Origin of the sequence: Pseudoduganella sp. LjRoot289, assembly GCF_964252925.1 — a bacterium.
In the GTDB taxonomy this organism is placed as follows: Bacteria; Pseudomonadota; Gammaproteobacteria; order Burkholderiales; family Burkholderiaceae_D; genus Rugamonas.
In genome coordinates, this window is sequence record NZ_CAXUPN020000001.1 from 3444026 (window position 1) to 3466677 (window position 22652).

Sequence of the window (22652 nt, forward strand, 5' to 3'; positions counted from 1 at the left end):
TTTATTAAGACGGGAACCCGCAATTTTACCCTGTTACGCGGCGGACGCCCCCCTTGCGGCGCCGCGCGGCCACGCCCAGCACCGCCAGGCCGCCCAGCAGCATGGCGGTGCTGGCCGGCTCCGGCACCGGCGAGAGCAGCGCGCCGACGCACTCGCCGTAAGTGTTGCAGGCCTGGCCGACGATCTGGCCCAGGTCGTTGATGCCCACTGCGCTGGTGACATGCCATTCGCCGCCCGGCGCGATCAGCGTGTCGAGTTCGGCCATGACGCCGTTCGCGTACAGGAAGCCGCCGCCCTTGCCGCGCCCCACGACCTGCCCGGCGTTGTTGATGTCGAACGCCTCCGTGTTGCCGCCGCCGGGCGCCAGGTCCACCATCGCGCCGTCGACGTACAGGAAGGCGTGCCGGCCTTCGCCGGCAAGGTCGCTCACGCCGACCACCGCGCCGTTGTCGTTGATGCCGTTCGCCCAGCTCTCGGCGCCGCCCAGCGTGCCCAGGTCCAGCATCGCCGCACCGTTGTGCAGGAACGCGCGCCGCGCGCCGCCGCCGGCGAATTCGCGCGAGTAGCCGGCCACCGCGCCGGTGCCGTTGACGGCGCTGGCGCTGCTGTAGGTGTCGCCGCCCAAGGTGCCCAGGTCGTTCATCGCGCCGTCGCGGTAGATGAAGGCGTGGCTGTCGTACGCGCCCTCGCCTTGCAAGCCGCTACCATCAGGCCGGAAGACCGCGTCCGCCGAACCCACTGCGTGCCCTTGGTGGTTCAGCGCTGCGACCGAGACAGAACCCTGCGGCTGCATCGACGGCAGCATGACGGCCCCTGCGCCGTCGACCACATAGCCAACCGTGACGATGTCGCCGGCCGTGCCGGCCACGGTGCCTGCGTCGTTGATACCGGAGCCGAACATCAGTGTGTCGAGCCAGGTGCGTGCGCCGCCCCGGTCCACGAAGCCGGTGGATGCGCGCGTCTCTTCGCGCCACTCGTTACCGAGGACCACGCCCTGGTTGTTGATACCGGTGAGTACCAGCGCGTTGGGAAAACCAAGCGGCGCGATGGTGCGCAGCGTATACAGCGGTGCCGCCTGCGCGAACGCGCATACGCTCGCCAGCAGGGACGGAGCAAGTAGTTTTATGAGTCGCATGATCCGAATCTCCAGTGGTTGGAAGAGAATCCATTTTAGTGAGGATCGGCGAATATTGTTAACTTTTAATCTATATTTTTATTCAGCGGGATTGTGAGTTAGCGCATACAGCAAGCGCGGGAATTGGCGTAATGTGGCAGCGCGCAGCTACGTCTTGAGTTCCCGCTCCAGGAAGCGCCAGACCGCCGGATCCTGCATCGCCGCCAGGTTCACCCGCATGCGCGTGGACGGCAGCTGGTTCGGAGAGAACAGGCTGCCCGGGGCCAGCAGCAGGTTTTCCGCCATGGCGTGCGCGGTCAACACATTGGTGTCGCGGCCCGCATCGGCCCAGACGAACATGCCCGCCGCCGACACCACGTCGAGCTTCAAGCCGACCCGCTCCATCTGCCGCAGCGTGCGCCCGCGCAGCGCGTCGAGCCGGGCGCGGATGCGGTCCACGTGCTTGCGGTACAGCCCCTCCGACAGGATTTTGTACACCACGCGCTCGCCGATTTCACCGGTCGTGAGGGTAGACAGCATCTTGCGGTCGGCCAGGCGCTGCGCCCATTCGTGCGAAGTGGCGATGAAGCCGACCCGCAGGTTGGCGGCCATGGTCTTGGAGAAGCCGCCCAGGTAGATCACGCGATGCAGCTGGTCCAGCGCCGCCAGGCGCGTGGCCGGCTGCACCGCGCTGCCGGGATGCAGGTCGCAATAGATGTCGTCCTCCACGACGATGAAGCCGTGCTCCTCGGCCAGGCGCAGCACCTGGAAGGCCTTGGCGGCGGACAGCGAAGTGGAGCTGGGGTTGTGCAGCACCGAATTGAGCACGTAGAGCTTGGGCTTGTGCAGCGCCGCCAGTTGCGCCAGCTGGGCGATGTCCGGGCCGTCGGCCAGGCGTGGAATGCCGACCACTTTCAGGCCCATCGCGGCGAAGCAGCCGAACATCAGGAACCAGGCCGGGTCGTCGACGAAGATGGTGTCGCCGGGGCGGCTGAATTCGCGCGCCACCAGGTCGAGCGCCTGCGTCACGCCGGCGGTGGTGACGATTTGCTCCGGCGCGGCGCCGATTTCCAGTTCGCCCAGTTTGTGCTGGAGCTGCTGGCGCAGCGGCAGGAAGCCCTGCGGCACGCCGTAATTCACCAGGTGCAGCGGATTTTGCCGGCTGATGGCGCGCAGCGCGTTGGCGATGCTGGCGCCGTCCAGCCACTCGGATGGCAGCACCCCTGCGCCGGGCATCTGCTGGTGCGGCACTTGGCGGAACATATTGCGCACCAGCCAGACCACGTCCAGCTGGCCGGTGTCCCCTTCCGCGGGCGAGGACAGCGGCAGCAAGGCGCAGCCCGGCGGCGACGAGCGCTCGCCCGCGTTCATCGGCGAGCGCTCGCGCACGAAGAAGCCCGCACCCCGGCGCGATTCCAGGTAGCCGCGCGCCACCAGCTTGTCGTAGCCGGCCACCACGGTGAAGGCGGATACGCCATGCACGGCGGCGAACTGTCGGATGGACGGCATGCGCGCGCCGCTGCGCAGCAATTTGTCCTCGATGCGCGCCGCCACCGAACGCACGATCTGGTCGATCAGCGACTCGCCGGACTCGCGCGACAACAGCGCCATCAAGGGAACGGGCTTGGCTTTGAGGGTGACGGTTGTATTGGTCATTTTACCATTACAGTATGTGAGATTATGTAGAAAAGTGTATAGGCACTGTACTGGTGTTATCACATAGGATACACCCATCAACCTCTGAAAGGAAAGCGCACCATGTACCTGCCCACGCTCGCCGAACTCGATGCCGCCGCCGCCGCCGTCTACGCGGCCATGCCGGCCACGCCGCAATTCTCGTGGCCCTTGCTGAACGAGGCGCTGGGAGCGCAAGCCTGGATCAAGCACGAGAACCATACGCCGACTGGCTCCTTCAAGGCGCGCGGCGGCGTGGTCTACCTGAAGGCGCTGATGGAACGCGAACCCGGGCTGGGCGGGGTCATTGCCGCCACGCGCGGCAATCACGGGCAGGCGCTGGCGTTTGCGGCGCGGCGTCACGGTATCCGCGCGACGCTGGTCGTCCCGCACGGGAACAGCGTGGAAAAGAACGCCGCCATGCGCGGCCTGGGCGCGCAACTGATCGAGCATGGCGACGACTTCCAGGCGGCGCGCGAGCACGCCAACATGCTGGCGGCGCGCGACGGCCTGCACATGGTGTCCTCCTTCCATCCGGACCTGGTGGCCGGCGTGGCCAGCGGCTGGCTGGAACTGCTGCGCGCGCAACCCGATCTGGAGACGCTGTTTGTGCCGATAGGCCAGGGCTCGGGCATCTGCGGCGCCATCGTTGCGCGCCAGGCGCTGGGACTGCGCACACGCATCATCGGCGTGGTGTCGAAACACGCGCCGGCCTACCAGTTATCGTTCCGCGCCAAAGCCAGCGTGTCGGCCGACGTCAGCACCGTGATCGCCGACGGCCTGGCCTGCCGCGTGCCGGACGCGCAGTCGCTGGACATGATCTTCGAGTTCGCCGACGACGTGGTCAGCGTGACGGACGACGATGTGGCCCGCGCCATGCGGCTGTATTACCGCAGCACCCACAACCTGGCCGAAGGCGCGGGCGCCGCGGGCTTGGCCGCGGCAATGCGGCTGAAGGACGACGAGCGCGTGCGCGGCCGCAGGATAGGCCTGCCCCTGAGCGGCGCCAATGTGGATGCGGACCTGTTCCGCCGCGTGCTGCAGGGGGACTGACGTGGCCGACAAAGACACAGGCGCCGCAAGCTTGTCATTCCCGCGCAGGCGGGAATCCATAGGCCGCATCCCCGCCAGCGAAGCATGGGCTACTTTGGCGGACCGCCCCGCGCGTGCGGGGACGACAGGGGGGCTGTCCGACGAAACCAAGGGCATGCTGCTCGGCCTGGCCGGGGTCGCCATCTTCAGCCTCACGCTGCCCTTCACCCGCATGGCCGTTGCCGCCTTCGAGCCTGCCTTCGTGGCCCTCGGCCGCGCCCTGGTCGCCGCCGTGCTGGCCGGCCTGTGGCTGCTGTGGAAACGCGCCCCGCTGCCGCCGCGTTCCGCCCTGCCGCAGCTGGCCATCGTCGCCATCGGCTGCGTGATCGGTTTCCCCTGGCTGACCTCGATCGCCATGCGCACCCTGCCCGCTTCGCACGGCGCGGTGCTGGTCGGCATCCTGCCGCTGGCCACGGCCATGTGCTCGGCCCTGCGCGGCTACGAAAAACCCTCGCTCGGCTTCTGGCTGATGGCCCTGCTCGGCTCGGCGCTGGTGGCCGGCTTCGCCCTGCGGCAAAGCGGCGGCACCCTGCACAGCGCCGACCTGGCCGTATTCGCCGCCGTGCTGCTGGCCGCGCTGGGCTACGCCGAGGGCGGCCGCCTGTCCAGGACCATGGGCGGCCAGCAAGTGATCAGCTGGGCCCTGCTGCTGGCCGCGCCGCTGCTGCTGCCCTTGGTGCTGTGGCAGTCCTGGGGCCAGGCCGACGCCATGCTGCACGCCGGCGCCCGCGCCTGGGCCGGTTTCGCCTACGTCTCGGTGTTCTCCATGTTCATCGGCTTCTTCTTCTGGTATCGCGGCATGGCGCTGGGCGGCGTGGCGCGCGTGGGCCAGGTGCAACTGGTGCAACCCTTCCTCACCATGGTCGGTGCCGCCGTGGTACTGGGCGAAAGCATCGCATTGAGCAATATTCTGTTCGCTTTTGCCGTAATTTCCGTAGTTGCTACGGGCCGCAAGATGCAGATCAGGAGCTAGAAAGACGTACAATATCGGTCTCGCGGCCGAATAATCTTATCCGCAAACCATTTCGCCACTTTCAGGAATACCACAATGTCCGTCTACGAAAAACTCAAAGCGCTCGATATCACCCTGGCCCCGCCTGCAGCACCGGTCGCGGCCTACGTCATGTACGTGCAAACCGGCAACCTGGTATTCATTTCGGGCCATATCGCCAAAAAAGCGGACGGCAACCCTTGGGTGGGCCAACTGGGCAAGGACACCAGCACCGAACAGGGCCAGCAAGCGGCCCGCGCCATCGCCATCGACCTGATCGGCACGCTGCAAGCGGCCTGCGGCGGCGACCTGACCCGCGTCAAGCGCATCGTCAAGCTGACGAGCCTGGTGAACTCCACGCCCGACTACACCGACCATCACCTGGTCACCAACGGCTGTTCCGAGCTGCTGGGAGAAGTGTTCGGCGACGCCGGCAAGCACGCCCGCTCGGCCTTCGGCGTGGCGCAGATCCCGCGCGGCTCCTGCGTTGAAATCGAACTGATCGCTGAAATCGCCTGACCGGCGCCCGACTTCCCCTGAGAGTAATGTATGAAAATCGAAAACCCGAACCCTTTTCAGTGGCAGTTCGCCGAACGCGCCAGCCAGATGCAAAGTTCCTTCATCCGCGAGATCCTGAAGGTCACCCAGCAGCCTGAGATCATTTCCTTCGCCGGCGGCCTGCCGTCGCCAGCCACTTTCCCGATCGAGCGCATGAAAGCCGCGTTCGACAAGGTGTTGACCGATTCGGCCAAAGTCGCGCTGCAATACGGCCCGACCGACGGCTACCTGCCGCTGCGCCAGTGGATCGCCGACTCGCTGTCCGTGAACGGCGCGAAAATCGTTCCTGAGCAGGTGCTGATGACCTCCGGCTCGCAGCAAGCACTGGACCTGCTGGGCAAAGTGCTGATCGACGAAGGCAGCAAAGTGCTGGTCGAGACGCCGTCCTACCTGGGCGCGCTGCAAGCGTTCTCGGTATACCGCCCCAATTTCGTCTCCGTCGAAACCGACGAAGACGGCCTGGTGCCGTCCTCGCTGAACGACGTGGCCGCAGGCGCGCGCCTGCTGTACGCGCTGCCCAACTTCCAGAACCCGACCGGCCGCAGCCTGTCCGTCGCGCGCCGCCAGGAACTGGTGGAAACCTGCGCCCGCCTCGGTGTGCCGCTGGTGGAAGACGACCCGTACGGCGCCCTGAGCTACAAGGGTTCGCCCGCGCCGAAGATGGTGGCGATGAACCCGGACGGCGTGATCTACATGGGCTCATTCTCCAAGGTGCTGACCCCCGGCATCCGCCTGGGCTATGTGGTCGCCCCCCTGGCGCTGGTGCGCCGCCTGGAACTGGCCAAGCAGGCGGCCGACCTGCACACCTCGCAGCTGACGCAAATGGTGGTGCATGAAGTCATCAAGGACGGCTTCCTGGACCAGCACATCCCGACCATCCGCACGCTGTACGGCGACCAGTGCCAGTGCATGCTGGACGCGATGGACGAGTTCTTCCCGGCCAGCGCCACCTGGACCAAGCCCGAAGGCGGCATGTTCATCTGGGTCAAGCTGCCTAAGCAGATCAACGCCATGGAACTGCTGGATGAAGCCATCAAGCAGAAAGTCGCCTTCGTGCCTGGCGCGCCGTTCTACGCCAACGAACCGGAAACCAACACGCTGCGCCTGTCCTTCGTGACCGTGCCGCCGGAACGCATCCGCGCCGGCATCGCCATCCTGGGCAAGCTGATTGCCGAACGCCTGTAATTAACACCCCGGCAAGACCTCCGCGTGGGCGCAATCGCCGCCCACGCGCGCCCCTCTTTACGCCTCCCTCTACGCCGTTGCCATGAAACAACATGGACTGCCTTGCGCAGCATCGCGGCAACCAATAGTCACATAGTTTCGTTGTGGCAATAACAATATTCCGTCAGTTTTGGGACGTCCGTTCGATTTTTAGAGGAAACGTCTCGTGTTTTTTTACAATTTCAATTGGCAAAGCGGTATGATTTAGACAGACAGTTACCCCACCCAGGCGACATGTAATGACCACAGGCGGTTCCAGCTACTCCCCACGACGCGACGCAGCGATCCTGATCGTCGACGACGCACCGGCCAATCTGAGCGTACTGCGCAAGATGATGGTCGAACAGGGATACCAAACATTTGTTGCCACTTCCGGCGAGCGCGCCGTGCAGATTGCCAAGCGCGTGCATCCCGATTTGATCTTGCTCGACGTCGTCATGCCTGGCATCGACGGCCTGGAAACCTGCCGCCAGCTGAAAGCGAATCCGCTGACGGCGCGCATTCCCATCATCTTCATGAGCGCCAAGAACGAGGCGGAAGACGTGGTGGCCGGCTTCGACACGGGCGGCGTGGACTACATCGGCAAGCCGCTGCGCATGGCCGAAGTGTGCGCCCGCGTGCGCACCCAGCTGCAGATCCGCCTCAACAGCGAGACCCAGCAAGAGCAGGCCGAGCGGCTGCGCACCATCGTCAACTCCATGGCCGAAGGGCTGCTCATCATCGAGCCGGACGGACGCGTACAGTTCACCAACCCCGCCTGCGACAAATACCTGGGCTACGCGACTGGCGAGCTGGCCGGCAAGACCATCTTCGACCTGCTCAACCCGCTGGTGGCGCAGGAATACCTGGACTATTTCGCCCGCTACGCCGCCAATCCCGAGACCGCGCACAGCCACGGCACGCGCGAGGTCATCATCCGCCACAAGTTCGGCACCTCGGTCTGCATGGACCTGACCCTGACGCCGATGTTCATGCGCCAGCCGCTGTTCATCGGCCTGCTGCACGACATCACGCACCACAAGATGTCCGAAGACGCGCTGCAGCGCGCCGCCATGATGGACCCGCTGACCAAGATCGCCAACCGCCGCCACTTCGACACCTTCCTGGAGAAGGAATGGCAGCGCGCCATGCGCAGCGGTTCGCCGCTGTCGCTGGTGGTGCTCGACGTCGACCACTTCAAGCTCTACAACGACAGCCTGGGGCACGCGGCGGGCGACGTCTGCCTGCAGCAGGTAGCGCAAGCCATCAACGCCCACGCGCTGCGCGCCACCGACCTGGCAGCGCGCTACGGCGGCGAAGAATTCGTGCTGCTGTTCGCCGAGACCGACGCCGCCTCCGCGCTGGCCCTGGCCGAATCGATCCGCTACCATGTTGAAGCGCTGCAGCTGCCGCACCCGCGTTCGATGACGTCGCCATGGCTCACGCTCAGCGTCGGCGTCGCCACGATCTATCCGCACCAGATGGAAAACACCGAGGCCCTCTTCGTCGCCGCCGACCGCGCCATGTACGCCGCCAAGGAAGGCGGGCGCAACCAGGTGCAGGTGACCGCGACGGCCAGCCCGGCGGCGGACATCATCAAGACGGCCGCCGCGCAGTAGCTTCTGCGGAAGACTGTTCGCCCGCCACCAGCGCGTGCGGCTCGCCTTTGGTTATCGATGCAGCGCCGAGCGCATCAGCTACGATAGCTGTCATCGAGGCGGTCCAGTTTGCGGATCAGCGCAGGCCAGGCGAAGGCGCCACCGAGGCCGCTGGTCTGCACGCGCATTGCTTCGGCCACGCCCTGCACGATCTGCGGATGCACTTGCACCAGCTCGCCGCCCGCCTGCGCCGCCAACTGGATCTGGCAGGCGGATTCGAAGATGTACATGGCCAGGAAGGCGTCCGCTATCGTGGCACCGCAGGTGAGCAGGCCGTGGTTGCGCAGCATGAGGAAGTTGGCGTGGCCCAGGTCGTCCTGCAGGCGCGGCTTTTCCTCGTCGCGGAAGGCGACGCCCTCGTAGTCGTGATAAGCCAGCGACGCCAGCACGAAGGTCGATTGCTGCGAGATCGGCAGCACGCCGCACTTCTGGGCGCTGACGGCAACGCCGGAACGGGTGTGCGTGTGGATGACGCACTGCACGTCCTCGCGCACGGCATGCACGGCGCTGTGGATGACGAAGCCGGCAGGGTTCACCGGGAACGGGGACTCGATCACCTTGCTGCAGCCCTGGTCCACCTTCACCAGCGAGGACGCGGTGATTTCCTCGAACATCAGGCCGTAGGGGTTGATCAGGAAATGGTGCTCGGGGCCGGGAACGCGCGCGCTGATGTGGGTGAATATCAGGTCGCTCCAGCCATGCATGGCGACCAGGCGGTAGCAGGCCGCGAGATCGACGCGCAACTGCCATTCTTCGGGACTGACCAGGTGTTGGACGGATGGGATGTTCATGCTTGTCTCCTGTGTTGTTTGAAGCAGTATCGCGCCCGGCTGGACTTGGAACTGTCAAATTCTTTACAATTGACGCATGTCCTCCGCCCTCTACGCCAATCCCTGGTTCTCCGCCCTGCCCGACGACGTGCGCGAGGCGATGCTGCGCTACGCCGAGCCGGTGCGTCTGCGGCGCGGCGAGATGCTTTTCCGCCAGGGCGACGCGCCGGGTGGCCTGTATGCGGTGCTGCGCGGCGCGCTGAAGATTTCCACGCTGCGCGAGGACGGCCGCGAAGCCATCCTGGGGGTGATCGAGCCGGGCACATGGTTTGGCGAGATTTCGCTGATCGACAAGCTGCCCCGCACGCACGACGCGACCTCGGTCGGCGCCTGCGAACTGCTGGTGCTGCCGCACGAGGCTTTCCATGCGCTGATGGAGCGGGCGGTCTTTGCGCGGGCGGTGGCATCGCTGCTGGCGACGCGGCTGCGCATGATGTACAGCATGATGGAGGACGCCACCTTGCGCAGCACCCGCGCGCGCGTGGTGCGCAGGCTGCTGCTGCTGGCGCGCGGCGACGCGTCGATGGCGCGCAATCCAAGGCCGCGCATCCCGGTGTCGCAGGAGGCGCTGGCCATGATGCTGGGCATTTCGCGCCAGACCTTGTCGAAGGAATTGAAGCTGCTGGAGGGGCTGGAAGCGATACGCATCGGCTACCGATGCATCGAACTGCTGTCCGAGGAGCGCCTGCGCGGCGCCGACCAGGCGGGCTGAACGTTGTTAACAGATTCTGTGGATAAGCATGTTAACAAGATGGGCTACCGGCTTGCAAGCCGCTGTTTTAAAAGGAAAAAGCAGCGCTGCACAATTTGTTCGCATTGTGGACTTATGCACAGGCACGGCTTGTTTTTACCAAACGGCAAAATCGGCATTTGTTAACAGAATCTGTGGACAAGCTTGTTAAGAAGCTTGCGCAGCTGATGCTAAGTGACTGTTTCCAATGAGAAAAAATGTCCTGCTCATTTTTTTCGCAGGGCCGAGTTATGCACAACCCGGTCGAATCGGCGGAAGTATCGGCATACTTGTCGTTCCGCATCGGCCGACCGCCGCGTAGGCTCTTGATGACAGCCGGTCAACAAGCCTCCGGGTAGCCCGTGATATCGGCGATTTCCTCGTACAGCGGCTGCAGGCGCTTGTACATTTTCAGGTAGACGCGCTGGTACAGCTGCTCGTAGGTCTTGCGGTTGGCCTCGATGGGCTGGAACACGCGGCCGGCGCGCGTCATGGCCTTGACGGCGGTGGGGAAATCGGGGTGCAGGCCCAGGCCGGCCGCCGCGCAGATGGCGGCGCCCAGGCCGGACGTTTCGTACAGGTGCGCGCGCGCGGCGGGCAGGCCGAAGATGTCGGCCGAGAGCTGCATCGCGGCGTCGCTTTGCGAGCCGCCACCGGCAATGCGCAGCTCCGTGATCGGCACGCCGCTGCGCTTCTGGATGCGCTCCATGCCTTCGCGCAGCGCATAAGCCAGCCCTTCCAGGATCGCCCTGTACATATGGGCGCGCGTGTGGACGTCGCCGAAACCTATCATCGCGCCTTTCGCCTCCGGTCCCGGCACCTTGATGCCGGGGCTCCAGAATGGCTGCACCATCAGGCCCATGGAACCGGGAGGCACGGCATTCACCAGCCGGTCGAACAGGGCTTCCGGCGCGGTGCCCTTTTCCGTGGCGGTGGCTTGCTCCAGGTGACCGAACTGCTCCTTGAACCAGTTCACCATCCAGTAGCCACGGAAGATCTGCACCTCGGTGCTGTAGGCGCCCGGCACAGCCGACGGATACGGCGGTATGAACGGCGTCACTTCGATGTATTTGGTGTTGGTGGTGTTGATGGTGGCCGTGGTGCCGAAACTGAGGCAGCCGATGTGCGGCTCCAGGCAACCGGCGCCGATCACTTCGCATGCCTTGTCGGCGGCGGCGGCGACCAGCGGTGTGCCGGCCGGGATGCCGGTCGCCAGCGCCGCTTCGGCCGTGATGGCGCCTATCACCGTGCCGGGCTTCACCAGCTCGGGCAGCATGTCGGGACGCACGGCCAGCGCCTGCCATTTCCAGTCGTGCGCGCCGGCCCACTTGTGCTTCTTGTAGTCGAACGGCAGGTAGGCCACCTGCGAGCCGACGGAGTCGACGAAGCTGCCGCACAGGCGATAGTTCAGATAGCCGGACAGCAGCAGGAATTTGTCGGTCTTGGCCCAGATGTCCGGCTGGTTGGCGGCGATCCAGTTGATCTCCGCTTCGCGCCGGAAGTAGTTGACGGTGCCGTCCACGCGCGCCAGCTTGAAGGCTGCGTTCCACAGGAGACCGATGGGGGGCACGGTGTCGGTGCGGCGCTGGTCCAGCCAGGTGATGGCGGCGCGCAGCGGCTTGCCGTCCTTATCGACGTTGATGACGGTGCCGCGCTGCGTGGTCACGGCCACGCCTTTTACGTCGGCGCGGTTCACGCCGGAGTCTTCCCACAGGCGCTGGCAGGCGATGCAGACAGCGTTCCAGTAGCCGTCCGCCTTGTGTTCGGCCCAGCCGGGGTGCGCCGAATAGTAAGGCGTCAGGTGCACCTGCGTCTTGGCGACCAGCTTGCCCTGCAGGTCGAACAGCAAGGCGCGCACGCTTTGGGTGCCGTTGTCGATGGAGAGGATGTAAGGTGCGGACATGACTAGGCGGGCAAACTGTAGTGGGATTTCCATAATGCCAGATAGGCGGCCTGTTCGGCATCCCAGCGGGCGTCGTTCCAGGCCAGTTCAGGCTGGCAGATGGCGCGTATGCGCGGCAGTATGGCCTCGCCGCCGCCCCGCAATTGCAGGCCGATGCGCAGCCGGCGCAGCAGCAGGTCTTCCAGGTGCTGCACGGCTTCGTGGCGCGCGGCCCAGCGCAGCTGCGCCCAGATGCTGGCGGTGCCGGGAATCAAAGCGAGTTCGCTGTCGTGGCCACCTTCTTGCGCGCCTGTACGGATGCCTTCCCGGACCCTGTCATGCAAGCCATCGAGCGCGGCATCTTGCGCGCGATCCCGCGCGGCGTCGATCAGCGCTTGCGCCTGCGCGCCGTACCGGCCTTGCAGGCGTTCGGCCTGGCCTGCGGGCAGGCTGCTGTTGTGCTTCAGCGCGGGAGCGGGCGGGAAAATGGGCCGCAGCGCAAGGTCGGCCTCCCAGCCGGGCAGCATGGCGGCGGCCGCACGCAATGCGTCCAGCGCGATGACGCGGAAAGTGGTCAGCTTGCCCCCGGTGACGGTGAGCAGGCCGTCCTCCAGCCACAGCGCATGCTCGCGCGTCTCTTTGGACGGGTCGGCCTTGCCGCTGTCGATCACGGGACGCACGCCCGCATAAGTGGCGACGACGTCGGACTCTCGCAGGCCAAGTTGCGGGAACTGGCTTTGCAGCGCATCCATCAGATAGTCAACTTCGGCACGCGTGATGGCCGCCTCGAAGGACATGTCTTCGCTGTGGTCCACATCGGTGGTGCCGACCAGGGTGACGCCTTCCCACGGGAATGCGAACACCGGGCGGCCATCGGCGGGATGCATCAGGCTCACGGCCTGCGCCAGCGGCAAGCGCCAGGCGGGCAGCACGAGGTGGCTGCCGCGTAGTGGACGCAAGCGTTTCTCCGCGCCGCCGTGGGCCCGCAAGGCGTCGGCCCAGGCGCCGGTGGCGCTGATGACGACGCGCGCTTTCACTTCGTATTCAGCGCCGCCGACTTCGTCGCGCAAGCGGGCACCCTGCACTGTACCGCCGGGCTTCGCAGAAGCGGCTGGCCGGCTGCCGGCTCTGACGTGCCGGGCCGCAAGGGCCGGACCGGTTGCGCAGGCGGCATCGCCGCGTATCAATGTCCGCACGGACAGGTAATTGACCGCCATGCCGCCCAGTTCCTGCGCTTCCTGCAGCACGCGCATGACGAGGCGCGCGTCGTCGGTCTTGGCGTCCGTGTAGCACATGCCGCCGGCCAGGCCGGCACTGGAAATATTGGGCGCCATGGCAAGGAATTCCTCGCGCGGGTAGTAGTGACGGACGCGCTGGCCGGCCATGTAGTCATAGATCGCGAGGCCGGCCAGGAAGGTACGGCGCCCGGGCTTGCAGCCGGCGTAGTCGCCGAAGGCAAAGCTTTGCGGCTCGACCAGCCCCGCCGCTTCGCGCAGCAAGCTTTCGCGCTCATGCACGGATTCGCGCGTCAACGCGAACTTGCCTTCCTTCAGGTAGCGCAGGCCGCCGTGCACCAGCTTGGACGAACGGCTGGACGTGCCCCAGGCAAAGTCGCGCTGTTCCACCAGCAAGGCCTTCAAGCCGCGCCGCGATGCTTCCAGCAATATACCCGCGCCGGTGATGCCGCCGCCGATGATCAGCAGGTCCCAGTCGCGCGCCAGCACATCCGCCAGCGCCGCGCGTCCACCCGGCTGCCAGTGTGAGGCAGGCGGCGCCGGCCGGTCAGCGTCTCGTCCCCGCACGCCCGGATGCGGCCCGGTCACGACGGCAGCCCCGGCGCTGTCGGCGCAGCCTGTGCCGACGCAAACGGTTGTTCCGACCCAAACGGTCGTGCCGTCGAGGGCGACCACAGCAACGGGCTAGGCATCCCCGACGCCAGCGCTCGCGCCGCCTGTGCCTGCGCCTGTCCCGGCATGAGTGCAGGCTTCGTAGCAGGCAGCAGTTTTCCGGGATTCATGATGCCTTGCGGGTCGAAGTGGCGGAAGATGGCTTCCATCGCCGCGATACCGGACGCGCCCTTCTCTGCAGCCAGGTAGGGCGCGTGGTCGCTGCCCACGCCGTGCTGGTGGCTGATGGTCCCGCCGCTGTCGACGATGGCCTGGCTGACGGCGTGCTTCAGCGTGCGCCAGCGCGCCAGGTCTTCCTCGTAGTTGCCCGCGAGCCGGTACACAAACGTGGAATACACGCTGGCGCCCTGCGCGTACAGGTGCGACAAATGCGTGTACGCGTGCACCTGCTCCCCATGCCGGGCCAGCGCCTCCGTGGCCGCGGCCTCCACCGCCTTCATGGTCAGCTCCACGCGTGGCCAGTCGACCGCCGTTTCAACCGTGTCGATCACATAGCCATGCTCCCACGCGGCGTTGCGCAGGTAGACATTGCGGAAGCGGTTCTGTTTCCATTTGTCGCCCATCTTGCGGCCGATGTGCGCGCCACGGTGGCGGCGCGCGATGCGCAAGGCCGCGGATATGGCAGCGCGCGCCTGGGGCCTGGCGCCGCTGGCGCCCACCATCAGCATGCACTTTCCTTCCTTGCAGCCGCGCAGCGACAACCAGCTTTCCATCAAGCCGATCAGCTTCCTGTGGCCTGCCAGCGCCAGCATGGTGGTGGTCTCCAGCGCGTTCGACAGACGCAGCATGGACAAGCCCAGCTTGGCCTGCGCCAGTTCGCGCACCGCCGCCTCGGCCAGTTCCCAGCTCGGGAAGAAGAGCGCATGGAAGGCTTCGTAGTCGGGCAACGGCGACACTCGCACCGTCGCTTCGGTCAGTATGCCGATCCGGCCTTCGGAGCCCAGCACGATCTCGCGCAGGTCGGTGCCTGCTGCGGACGCGGGGAAGGCCGGGATATCGAGCCGGCCCACAGGTGTCTCCACCGAACCGCCCGCGAACATCAGCTCGATGCGCCCATAGCGCAGCGACTGCTGGCCGGACGACCGCGTGACGACCCAGCCGCCCAGCGTGGAATATTCGAAGGACTGCGGGTAGTGGCCCAGCGTGTAGCCGTGCGCGCGCAGCTGCGCCTCCAGGTCCGGGCCAAACACGCCGGCCCCGAAAGTGGCCAGCTGCGATTCACGGTCCAGGTGCGCCATGCGGCACAAGCGCGTCATATTGACCGCCAGCGTAGCCTGCCCGCCCTCGCCCGCCGTCAGATGCCCGGCCACGCTGGTGCCGCCGCCGTGCGGCACCACGGCCACGTTGTAGCGCTGCGCGTATTGCAGCAGCTCGCGCACCTCGTCCACGCTTTCGGGGAAGGCCACGCCGTCCGGCGCGGTGCCGATGCGGCCGTAGCGCAGCTTCAGCCAGTCCGGCAGGCTTTGGCCCAGCGCGTTGCGCAGCCGAACCGGCGCGCTCGTTTCGATCAGCTTGTGGTACGGCAGGCGCGAAGGCGCCAGCGCATTACAGGCTTGCTCGAAGGTCGCGTCCTGCCGGGCCGTGCCCGCGCCTATGCGCTGCGCCAGGAATGCCAGCGCATCGGGCTCCAGCGCAAAATTGATCGTATCGTCACCCCAGCCGTTCCAACGTCTCATCTTTTCCGTTCTCCGCTTGCTATACTGGCGCACCTGGCCAAATGATGACTAGAGAATAAGATTAAATCCGCTACCGGTATTGCGCTTTCATGACAACCGCCTTGTTCGATCATGCCAACGATGGCCGCGTGGCCGGCTCCTATCTGCAGCCACTGCTGGAGACCGCCGCCGCGCGCGGCGTGCCGGCGCAGGCGCTGGAACGCGCGGCCGGCATGGCGCCGGGTGCGCTGGAGCCGCTGCCGGAGACGCTGAAGGCGGGCGACTACGTGCGCCTGCTCGACCTGGCCGCCGCGCTGGCGGACGATCCGCACTTCGGCCTGCACGTGGGCGAACGTGTCAAGCTGGGCACCTACAGCGTGTATGGCCTGGTGCTGCTGAGCTGCCGCGATTTCGGCCAGGCCTTCGAGCAGACCATTCGTTACGAACAGCTGGCGCACGACCTGGGCCGGTCCAGCCTGCAGGTGGCGGACGGGCTGGCGCGCTACACCTGGCACAGCAGCTTTCCGCGCAGTTCGCGCCACCTGGCCGACAGCGTGTTCGCCGGCATCCGCGTGTTCGGCAACTGGCTGGCAGGCGCGCCGCTGCCGCCCGCGCAACTGGCCTTGATGCACGGCGGCGGCGATCCGTCGCAGCATGGCGAATACCTGCGCGTGTTCGGCGAGCTGCCGCGCTTCGGCGCGGAGGCCAATGTCGCGACCTTCGATGCGCAGTTGCTGGCGTGGCCGGTGCCGAACGCGGACGTGGGCTTGTACCCGGTGCTGCAGCAGCATGCGGAACAGTTATTGAAGCAGCGGACGCAGGCCGATGCAGGCGTCGCCGCGCAGGTGCGCGCGGCCATCGTGCGCAGCCTGGCGCAAGGCCAGGTGAGGCTGGCGTCGGTCGCGGAGGAATTGCATCTGTCGCCGCGCACCTTGCAGCGCAAGCTGAGCGAAGCCGGCGTGAATTTCCAGCAGGTGCTGGACCAGACGCGCTTCGCACTGGCCCGAGACTATCTGCGCCAGCCGGGCTTGGGCCTGGCCGATATCGCTTTCCTGCTCGGCTACCAGGAGCAAAGTGCCTTCAACCACGCCTTCCGCGAGTGGGCCGGGGTGAATCCGGGGACCTGGCGGGCGACGGAGGCCGCGTAACAGCGAAGCCCATGCCGCCGGGCGGAGAAGCGGGCGCCGAACGGCAACCCTGGCCGCCACTACGTTTCCCGGCCGCGCACGCGCACGAAGGGACCGAGGCAGGCATCCATGCTGGCCTGCAAGCACATCAAAAACATGTCGCCGGATTCGTGGAACAGAATGAAGCTGGCCACCGACTGCCCCACCTCGGCCACCTGGCCCGTGCAGTCTAGCTTGCCGTTGTCCTTGACGATCTTGTCCGAGGTTTTGTAGAAGCCGTTCTTGTCGGGCTGGTCGTCGATGTTGAACTCGGTCTCGGCCACCTCGGCCGCGCTGGTGATCAGCGCCGTGCCGTCGGCGCGCATGCGGTAGACTTCCTGGCAGGTGCCGTCCGGCAGCACGAAGCGCCAGGTGCCGACGATGGGATGGTCGGCCCTTACCGGGGCGGCGGAGCTGGCTGCGGCGCCCAGCAGGGCGGCGGTCAACAGGATGACCCGGCTCAGGATACACATGGCGAACCTCCGCAGTGGGCGTGGGATGCGTCCAGTATATCCCGGCCGGTGAAAGCGCGGATTACTTCTCGGCGACCGCCTTCATGCTGGCCAGGCCCTTCTCGAAGTCGGGCCCCACCATCTTGTCCATGCTCACGAATACGCCCATCAGCTTGGTGATGAAGGCGCTCGGGCCGGTCATGGTCCACACCACATTGGTGCCGTCGCCTTTGGGCTCGAGCGTGAACACGGTGGTGTTGTGCGATTCGAAAGGCTTGAGGAAGTCGAGCTTGATGTCGACCTTGCCCGGCGCAGCCACGCCGGTGATTTCCATGCGCCCCGCACCGACCTGGTCGTTGCCTTCCCAGTTGTAGATGGCGCCCGCGCCGCTGGCCGCGCCGCTATAGGTACGCACCATTTTCGGGTCCAGGTGTTCCCACGGCGACCACATGGTCCAATTGTGGAAGTCGCTGATCAGCGGATAGATCTTCTCCGGCGGCGCCTTGATGGTGGTGCTGCGCGTGACGGTAAACGAGTTGGGCTGGGCCAGCGCCAGTCCCAGGATGATGACGGCGATGGCCACGATGACGATGGCGATTTTCTTGAGCATGTTGTCCCCTGCTTATTGGATTTTTATGACCGGCGCTAGCCGAAGCCGCAAGCCTAGCATGATTTTTTAACCACGTTGCCAAAAAACATGTTTTTGCAGGGTCAAGCGCCGCGTACGCGCAACACCAGCGGCAAGGCGCTCGGCGTCATCGTGAAGGTGAAACATTCCTCGACCGGCGACGCGTCCGCCTTCAATGTGAAATCGAAGTTATGCAGGATCATGGACATCGCCATCTTGATCTCGGCCATGGCCAGATAGCGGCCCGGGCAGAAACGCGGCCCGCCGCCGAAGGGAAACAGTTTGCGCGCCGGGTCGGACGCCGCCTCGGCACCGGCCAGCCAGCGCTCGGGCATGAATTCGTCCGCCTGCTCAAAGCCGCCCGCGCGTTCGCCCGCCTGGCGCAGCAGCAGGAAGATGACCGTCCCTTCGGGAAGCAGCACGCCGTCCACCATCGCGTCCACATTGGCTTCGGCCGCCATGAAAGGCGCCACCGGCTTCAAACGCATCGCCTCGCGTGTCGCTGCATCGAGATAGTCCATGCGTTCAAGCAGTTGCGGCTCGCGCACCACCGTGTCCTGCCCCAGCACGCTGTCCGCCTCCCCGGCGGCGCGCGCGACGGCCGCCGGCGCGGACGGCATCAGATTGAGCAGCCAGGCCATGGTGTTGGACGTGGTATCTTCCCCGGCGAACACCATGGTGATGGCGTTGCCGATCACTTCCAGGTCGCTGAAGCCGGAGTCCGGTTCATCGCGCGCGGCCACCAGCGCCTCGAGCATGTTCGACGGCTTGGCACGCAAAGAGGGATCGGCCTCCATCCGCGCGCGCGCCTGCACGATGAATCCCGCAATGGCCACATGGATGCGGGCCGCCGCCGCCTCGCCTTCGCGGTCCTGCGGCAGCTTGACGACGTGCCAGTATTCGACCGGGCTGGTGAGGCGGCGCGCCACCTGCTTGAAGATGAATTCAATGTCGCGCTGCAGCGGGTTGTCCTCGTGCTCCAGCGTGTTGATGTCCTGTCCCATGGCCAGTCCTATGGTCACGTCCAGCGTATAGGCCTTGAGGTCGCGCAGCACGTCGACCGCCTTGCCGGCGGCCAGCGCGGCCTTCCAGCGCGTGCACAGGCGCTCGGTCATCATGGCCAGCGTGGGGAAGAAACGGTGCACCACTTCCGGCGTCAGCGCGCGCATGGCCAGTTTGCGCTGGCGGCGCCATTCCTCGCCCTCGGCGGTGAACAGGCCGCGCGTGCCGGCCTCCTCCAGCATGCGCGCGGTGCGCGACGAGCGGCGGAAGGTGTCGGGACGGTCGCGCAGGATGGTGGCGATAATGTCGCGGTCCGACACCACAACGAAGCTGCGCTTCATCAGCGAGAAGCGGTACATGGGGCCGAACTCGCGCGCCCAGTTTTCCATCGACTGGTGGAAACGCTTCGGATCGATCTGGCGCAGGTTGCCCAGCAAAGGCAAACCTTTCGGCCCGGGCAAATCGGCAATGCTGCGCGGCGTTGCGGTGAGCGCCTGCTGTTCAAGCGCCATGCTGCTCTTTTCCGCCATGTCTCATCCTCGTGGGTTGATAATCTGTTATATTTTACGCCACGTTTATGAAAAGGGAATACCTATGTTTTCGCATGTATTTATCGGGGTGACGGACTTCGAACGCGCGCATGCGTTTTACGCGGCGCTGACGGCGGAATTGAACCTGGTACAAAAATTCAGGGATGACAGCCGGCCGTGGGCGGCCTGGATGCCGGCAGACGCGCCGCGCCCTTTGCTCGGCATCGGCAAGCCCTACGAGGGCGAGGCCAGTTGCGGCAACGGCCAGATGACGGCGCTGCTGGCGCCGTCGCGCGCGGCGGTGGAGCGCGCTTATGCCAGTGCGCTCGCGCACGGCGGCACGTGCGCCGGGCAGCCCGGCTTGCGGCCGGAATACCATGAAAACTACTACGGCGCCTACATGCGCGACCCGGACGGCAACAAACTGTGCGTCTGCTGCCACCAGGCAGAATAGCCCTGCATAACCCGGGAGCGGCTTACGCCAGCGCTTCTTTCGCCGCCTCTTCCGGCGTCAGGCCGTCGTAGAACTGGTCGGTGAACCATTCGATCTGTTCTTCGATGTGTTCCTGGGCCTGGTCGACCGTGGCCCCGCCCTGCACCAGGAAACCTTCCACCTCGATACACCAGTGGATCAGCGCCAGGGTTTCCTCGTCCAGCTCTTCTTTTTTCTTTGCCATGCTTGCTACACCTTCACTGTTACTGTCATCGTTACTTTGAACGTCCAGCCTACAGTGTAGCAGCATGGCACTGCCTTACTTCGGTTCCGGGTACAGCACCATCTGCAGGTAGTTCTCCATATTGAAGTAGCGCCTGGCTGCCGCCTGCAGGTCGGCCGGCTTGATGGCAGCCACCCGTTCCTCGTACTTCAGGATGGATGCGGCCGCGTCGGTGCCGTCCTGGCTGGCGCTTTGCAGGCGGCTCAGCCAATAGCCGTTTTCGCGCAGCGCCTTGCGGTGCGTGGTCGTCCAGTTCGCCTTCACTTTTTCCAGGTCGGCCGCCTCCGGCCCCTCTTCCTGCACCTTCTTGATCAGGTCCATGACGGCGGCGGCCACCTTCCCGGTGTTCTCCGGTGCGCAAGGCAGCATGGTCTGGATCTGGTAAGCGCCGTAGGGGCGCTTGCTCAGGCCGCCGCTGATCTGGCCGCCGTATATCATGGCCATCTTCTCGCGCAGCGTCTCGATCAGTTTGATGTTCAGCACCTCGATCAGCGCCTGCAACTGCATCTGCGCCTCGGCCCCGTATTTGGCCTCGCCGGTGAATACCAGCGCGACCGTGCTCTTCGGCTCCGAGCCCTTGAACACTTCCTTCTTCACCACGCCCTTGACCGGACGGACGCCCTGGTCCTTGTACTCGACCGGGATGGCCGGCGCGGGCAAACTGGCCAGGTAGGTGGCGATCAGCGGCTTGACCTTGGCCACGTCGAAACTGCCGACCAGGAAGAAGGTGAAGCCCTTGGCGCTGGAGAAGCGCTCCTTGTAGATCGCCATCACGCGGTCCAGCTGGATGTGGTCGAAGTCCTCCACGCGCGGCACGCGCGGCACCAGCGGATTGTTGTCGTACAGGGCGGCCGTCAGCGCGTCGCCGAACACGGCTTCGGGGCGCTGCAGCGCGCTGCGCGCCAGCTCGCGCTGCTTGCCGATGAAGGAGTTGAACAGCGCTTCGTCCTTGCGCGGCTGGGTGAATTCCAGGTGTGCCAGCTGCAGCATGGTTTCCACGTCGTTGTTGCCGGCGCCGCCGCGCAGCCCTTCCAGCAGCTGCACGATGGAGGCGCCGGAGGACGCGGTCTTGCCGGCCAGGATCTTCTGCATGTCGGTCGGCGAATAGTTCAGCAAGCCCATCTGGCCGACGATGGAACTGGCGTAGCGCGCGTTGAACACGTCCTTGACGTCGTACAGCGACTGGCCGCCGAAGCGATGCGCGGCCATCAGCACCTGGTCGTTTTTGAAGTCGGTCGGCTTGAGCACCACCTTCACGCCGTTGCCCAGCGTGAGCTCGGTCGTGCCCAGCGCCTTGTTGACCGTCTCCTTGACGATGGTGCCGGCCTTGGGCGGCTTTTCCATCAGGCTGGTGGCGTAGACCTTTTCAGCCTGCGCCTTCACCGCCACCGTCTCGGCCGCGTCCACCGCCGCCAGCAGGTCTTCGCCCTTGGGCACGGGCAGCTCCCCCTTGTCGCTGCCCATGTAGACCACCAGCTTGTGCTGGTCGGCCGGCAGGATGCGGCGCGCGGCGGCGTTGACCTCGTCCAGCGTCACGCCGGGCACCAGCTCATTGACGTAGGCGTATTCATTGGCCAGGCCGGGCATGGTCTCGCCCTCCAGGAAATTGCGCGAGAACTCGGCCACGAAGCTGGCGGACTCGGATTTATCGCGTTCGTTGTAGGCGCGCTCGACCTGGCGCAGCATGCCCTTCTTGGTGCGCTCCAGTTCCGACGCGGTAAAGCCGAACTGGCGCGCGCGCTCATCCTCCTGCACCAGCGCGTTGATGGCCGGGACGGCGCCGCCCTTGCCCAGCACCGCCAGCGCGTTGAAGGACCGGTAGCCGTGCGCCACCTTGCCCAGGCTGCTGCCGCCCTGGATGAACGGAGGTTCGGCCTGCTGCGTCAGCTCGTTCATGCGCTGGCCCAGCATCACGGTCACCATGCCCTCGACCATCTTCTCGCGGAAGCCGGCGAAGTCGGTGCGCTCCCTGGTGGGCGCGATGGCGTAGCGGATGTACAGCATATTGGCCGGCGACTCCTTGTCCGTGAACACCAGCGACTCGGAATGGGCGCGCGCAGGAATCGGCGCGTAGCTGCGCTCGCGCGGCTGCTCAGGGTTCTTCAGGTCGCTGAAATGGCTGCGCACCAGCTTCTCCGCCTCCTCGGGCTCGATGTCGCCCACCACCATCACCGCCATCAAGTCCGGACGATACCAGTCCTTGTAGAAGCGCTTGATGGCTTCCGGCTTGAAGGTCTTCAGCGTGTCTTCCAGGCCGATCGGGAGGCGGTCGGCGTAGCGCGAGCCGTTGAACAGCTTGGGCATCAGCACCTTGTTCATGCGGTCGCCGACGCCTTTGCCGATGCGCATTTCCTCGAGCACGATACCGCGCTCGCTGTCGATGTCGGCATCGTTCAACGACAAGCCGCCAGCCCAGTCCTGCAGCACCTTGAAACCGGTCTCGACGTTCTCCCTTTTCTCGGTCGGGATGGGCAGCATGTAGACGGTTTCGTCGAAGCTGGTATAGGCGTTCAGGTCCGCGCCGAACTTCACGCCGATCGACTGCAGGTAGGAGATCAGTTCGTGGCGCTTGAAGTGGGTGGAGCCGTTGAAGGCCATGTGCTCGGTGAAGTGGGCCAGGCCGCGCTGGTCCTCGTCTTCCAGGATGGAGCCGGCCTTCACCACCAGGCGCAGTTCCAGTTTCTTTTCCGGCTTGCCGTTCTTCTTGATGTAGTAGGTCAGGCCGTTGGCCAGCTTGCCCACCTTGACGTCGGGCGCCATCGGCAGCGTGGCGTTCATATTGATTTCCGCCTGCGCGAGCAGGGAGCAGCTAAGCAGAACGGCGGCGGAGATGGTGCGCAGTTTCAGTATGGTCATTATTGTCG

General features: G+C 65.6%; 19 protein-coding genes. 8 read left to right on the forward strand and 11 right to left on the reverse strand.

Annotated elements, in window-relative coordinates; all coding sequences use genetic code 11:
* Nucleotides 1-25 precede the first annotated feature (25 nt).
* Nucleotides 26-1135 carry a PEP-CTERM sorting domain-containing protein gene (locus ACSQ8Y_RS14620; protein ID WP_436267182.1) on the reverse strand — a complete coding sequence of 370 codons (1110 nt, stop codon included), beginning with the start codon at nt 1133-1135 and terminating at the stop codon, nt 26-28.
* 147 nt (nt 1136-1282) lie between these two features.
* Complete coding sequence (locus ACSQ8Y_RS14625; RefSeq protein ID WP_436267183.1) at nt 1283-2770, reverse strand: PLP-dependent aminotransferase family protein; 1488 nt, start codon at nt 2768-2770, stop codon at nt 1283-1285.
* Nucleotides 2771-2872: 102 nt separating this feature from the next.
* Here ACSQ8Y_RS14625 and ACSQ8Y_RS14630 point away from each other — a divergent pair, with 102 nt between their 5' ends.
* From ACSQ8Y_RS14630 to ACSQ8Y_RS14650, 5 genes are all read left to right on the forward strand, one after another.
* On the forward strand, nt 2873-3841 hold the full coding sequence (locus tag ACSQ8Y_RS14630; RefSeq protein ID WP_436267184.1) for a threonine dehydratase: 969 nt from the start codon (nt 2873-2875) through the stop codon (nt 3839-3841).
* A 154-nt stretch (nt 3842-3995) separates the two neighbouring features.
* Nucleotides 3996-4853, forward strand: coding sequence for a DMT family transporter (locus ACSQ8Y_RS14635; protein WP_436269828.1), 858 nt, complete (start codon nt 3996-3998; stop codon nt 4851-4853).
* A 75-nt stretch (nt 4854-4928) separates the two neighbouring features.
* Complete coding sequence (locus ACSQ8Y_RS14640) at nt 4929-5390, forward strand: RidA family protein (RefSeq protein ID WP_436267185.1); 462 nt, start codon at nt 4929-4931, stop codon at nt 5388-5390.
* A 30-nt stretch (nt 5391-5420) separates the two neighbouring features.
* The gene (locus tag ACSQ8Y_RS14645) at nt 5421-6614 is read left to right on the forward strand and encodes a PLP-dependent aminotransferase family protein (RefSeq protein ID WP_436267186.1); all 1194 of its coding nucleotides are present in this window, start codon (nt 5421-5423) and stop codon (nt 6612-6614) included.
* Nucleotides 6615-6892: 278 nt separating this feature from the next.
* On the forward strand, nt 6893-8251 hold the full coding sequence (locus ACSQ8Y_RS14650; protein ID WP_436267187.1) for a diguanylate cyclase: 1359 nt from the start codon (nt 6893-6895) through the stop codon (nt 8249-8251).
* 74 nt (nt 8252-8325) lie between these two features.
* Here ACSQ8Y_RS14650 and ACSQ8Y_RS14655 read toward each other — a convergent pair whose 3' ends face one another.
* The gene (locus ACSQ8Y_RS14655) at nt 8326-9081 is read right to left on the reverse strand and encodes a class II aldolase/adducin family protein (protein ID WP_436267188.1); all 756 of its coding nucleotides are present in this window, start codon (nt 9079-9081) and stop codon (nt 8326-8328) included.
* Nucleotides 9082-9157: 76 nt separating this feature from the next.
* Between ACSQ8Y_RS14655 and ACSQ8Y_RS14660 the strand changes: the two genes are divergently transcribed.
* Nucleotides 9158-9832 (forward strand): Crp/Fnr family transcriptional regulator, encoded by a 675-nt coding sequence (locus tag ACSQ8Y_RS14660; protein WP_436267189.1) that lies wholly within the window; start codon nt 9158-9160, stop codon nt 9830-9832.
* Between the two features lie 358 nt (nt 9833-10190).
* Here ACSQ8Y_RS14660 and ACSQ8Y_RS14665 read toward each other — a convergent pair whose 3' ends face one another.
* The 3 genes from ACSQ8Y_RS14665 to ACSQ8Y_RS14675 are packed head-to-tail and all read right to left on the reverse strand — an operon-like array spanning nt 10191 to nt 15315.
* Nucleotides 10191-11753 carry an FGGY-family carbohydrate kinase gene (locus ACSQ8Y_RS14665; RefSeq protein ID WP_436267190.1) on the reverse strand — a complete coding sequence of 521 codons (1563 nt, stop codon included), beginning with the start codon at nt 11751-11753 and terminating at the stop codon, nt 10191-10193.
* 2 nt (nt 11754-11755) lie between these two features.
* Nucleotides 11756-13534: a glycerol-3-phosphate dehydrogenase/oxidase gene (locus tag ACSQ8Y_RS14670; RefSeq protein WP_436267191.1), complete on the reverse strand. Its 1779-nt coding sequence runs from the start codon at nt 13532-13534 to the stop codon at nt 11756-11758.
* 17 nt (nt 13535-13551) lie between these two features.
* Nucleotides 13552-15315 (reverse strand): FAD-binding oxidoreductase, encoded by a 1764-nt coding sequence (locus ACSQ8Y_RS14675; RefSeq protein WP_436267192.1) that lies wholly within the window; start codon nt 15313-15315, stop codon nt 13552-13554.
* 89 nt (nt 15316-15404) lie between these two features.
* On the opposite strand from ACSQ8Y_RS14675, the gene ACSQ8Y_RS14680 reads away from it, so the two are divergent.
* Nucleotides 15405-16442 carry an AraC family transcriptional regulator ligand-binding domain-containing protein gene (locus tag ACSQ8Y_RS14680; protein ID WP_436267193.1) on the forward strand — a complete coding sequence of 346 codons (1038 nt, stop codon included), beginning with the start codon at nt 15405-15407 and terminating at the stop codon, nt 16440-16442.
* 59 nt (nt 16443-16501) lie between these two features.
* Here the strand turns inward: ACSQ8Y_RS14680 and ACSQ8Y_RS14685 are convergent, their stop codons facing one another.
* The 3 genes from ACSQ8Y_RS14685 to ACSQ8Y_RS14695 form a co-directional block, all read right to left on the reverse strand.
* On the reverse strand, nt 16502-16933 hold the full coding sequence (locus tag ACSQ8Y_RS14685) for a hypothetical protein (RefSeq protein WP_436267194.1): 432 nt from the start codon (nt 16931-16933) through the stop codon (nt 16502-16504).
* Nucleotides 16934-16994: 61 nt separating this feature from the next.
* A complete protein-coding gene (locus ACSQ8Y_RS14690) occupies nt 16995-17522 on the reverse strand; it encodes an SRPBCC family protein (RefSeq protein WP_436267195.1) in 528 nt (175 codons plus the stop codon).
* Between the two features lie 101 nt (nt 17523-17623).
* Nucleotides 17624-19072, reverse strand: coding sequence for a cytochrome P450 (locus tag ACSQ8Y_RS14695; protein WP_436267196.1), 1449 nt, complete (start codon nt 19070-19072; stop codon nt 17624-17626).
* Nucleotides 19073-19136: 64 nt separating this feature from the next.
* Between ACSQ8Y_RS14695 and ACSQ8Y_RS14700 the strand changes: the two genes are divergently transcribed.
* Complete coding sequence (locus ACSQ8Y_RS14700) at nt 19137-19526, forward strand: VOC family protein (RefSeq protein WP_436267197.1); 390 nt, start codon at nt 19137-19139, stop codon at nt 19524-19526.
* Nucleotides 19527-19548: 22 nt separating this feature from the next.
* Here ACSQ8Y_RS14700 and ACSQ8Y_RS14705 read toward each other — a convergent pair whose 3' ends face one another.
* The gene (locus ACSQ8Y_RS14705) at nt 19549-19749 is read right to left on the reverse strand and encodes a hypothetical protein (RefSeq protein ID WP_436267198.1); all 201 of its coding nucleotides are present in this window, start codon (nt 19747-19749) and stop codon (nt 19549-19551) included.
* Between the two features lie 75 nt (nt 19750-19824).
* On the reverse strand, nt 19825-22644 hold the full coding sequence (locus ACSQ8Y_RS14710; protein WP_436267199.1) for a M16 family metallopeptidase: 2820 nt from the start codon (nt 22642-22644) through the stop codon (nt 19825-19827).
* Between the last annotated feature and the right edge of the window lie 8 nt (nt 22645-22652).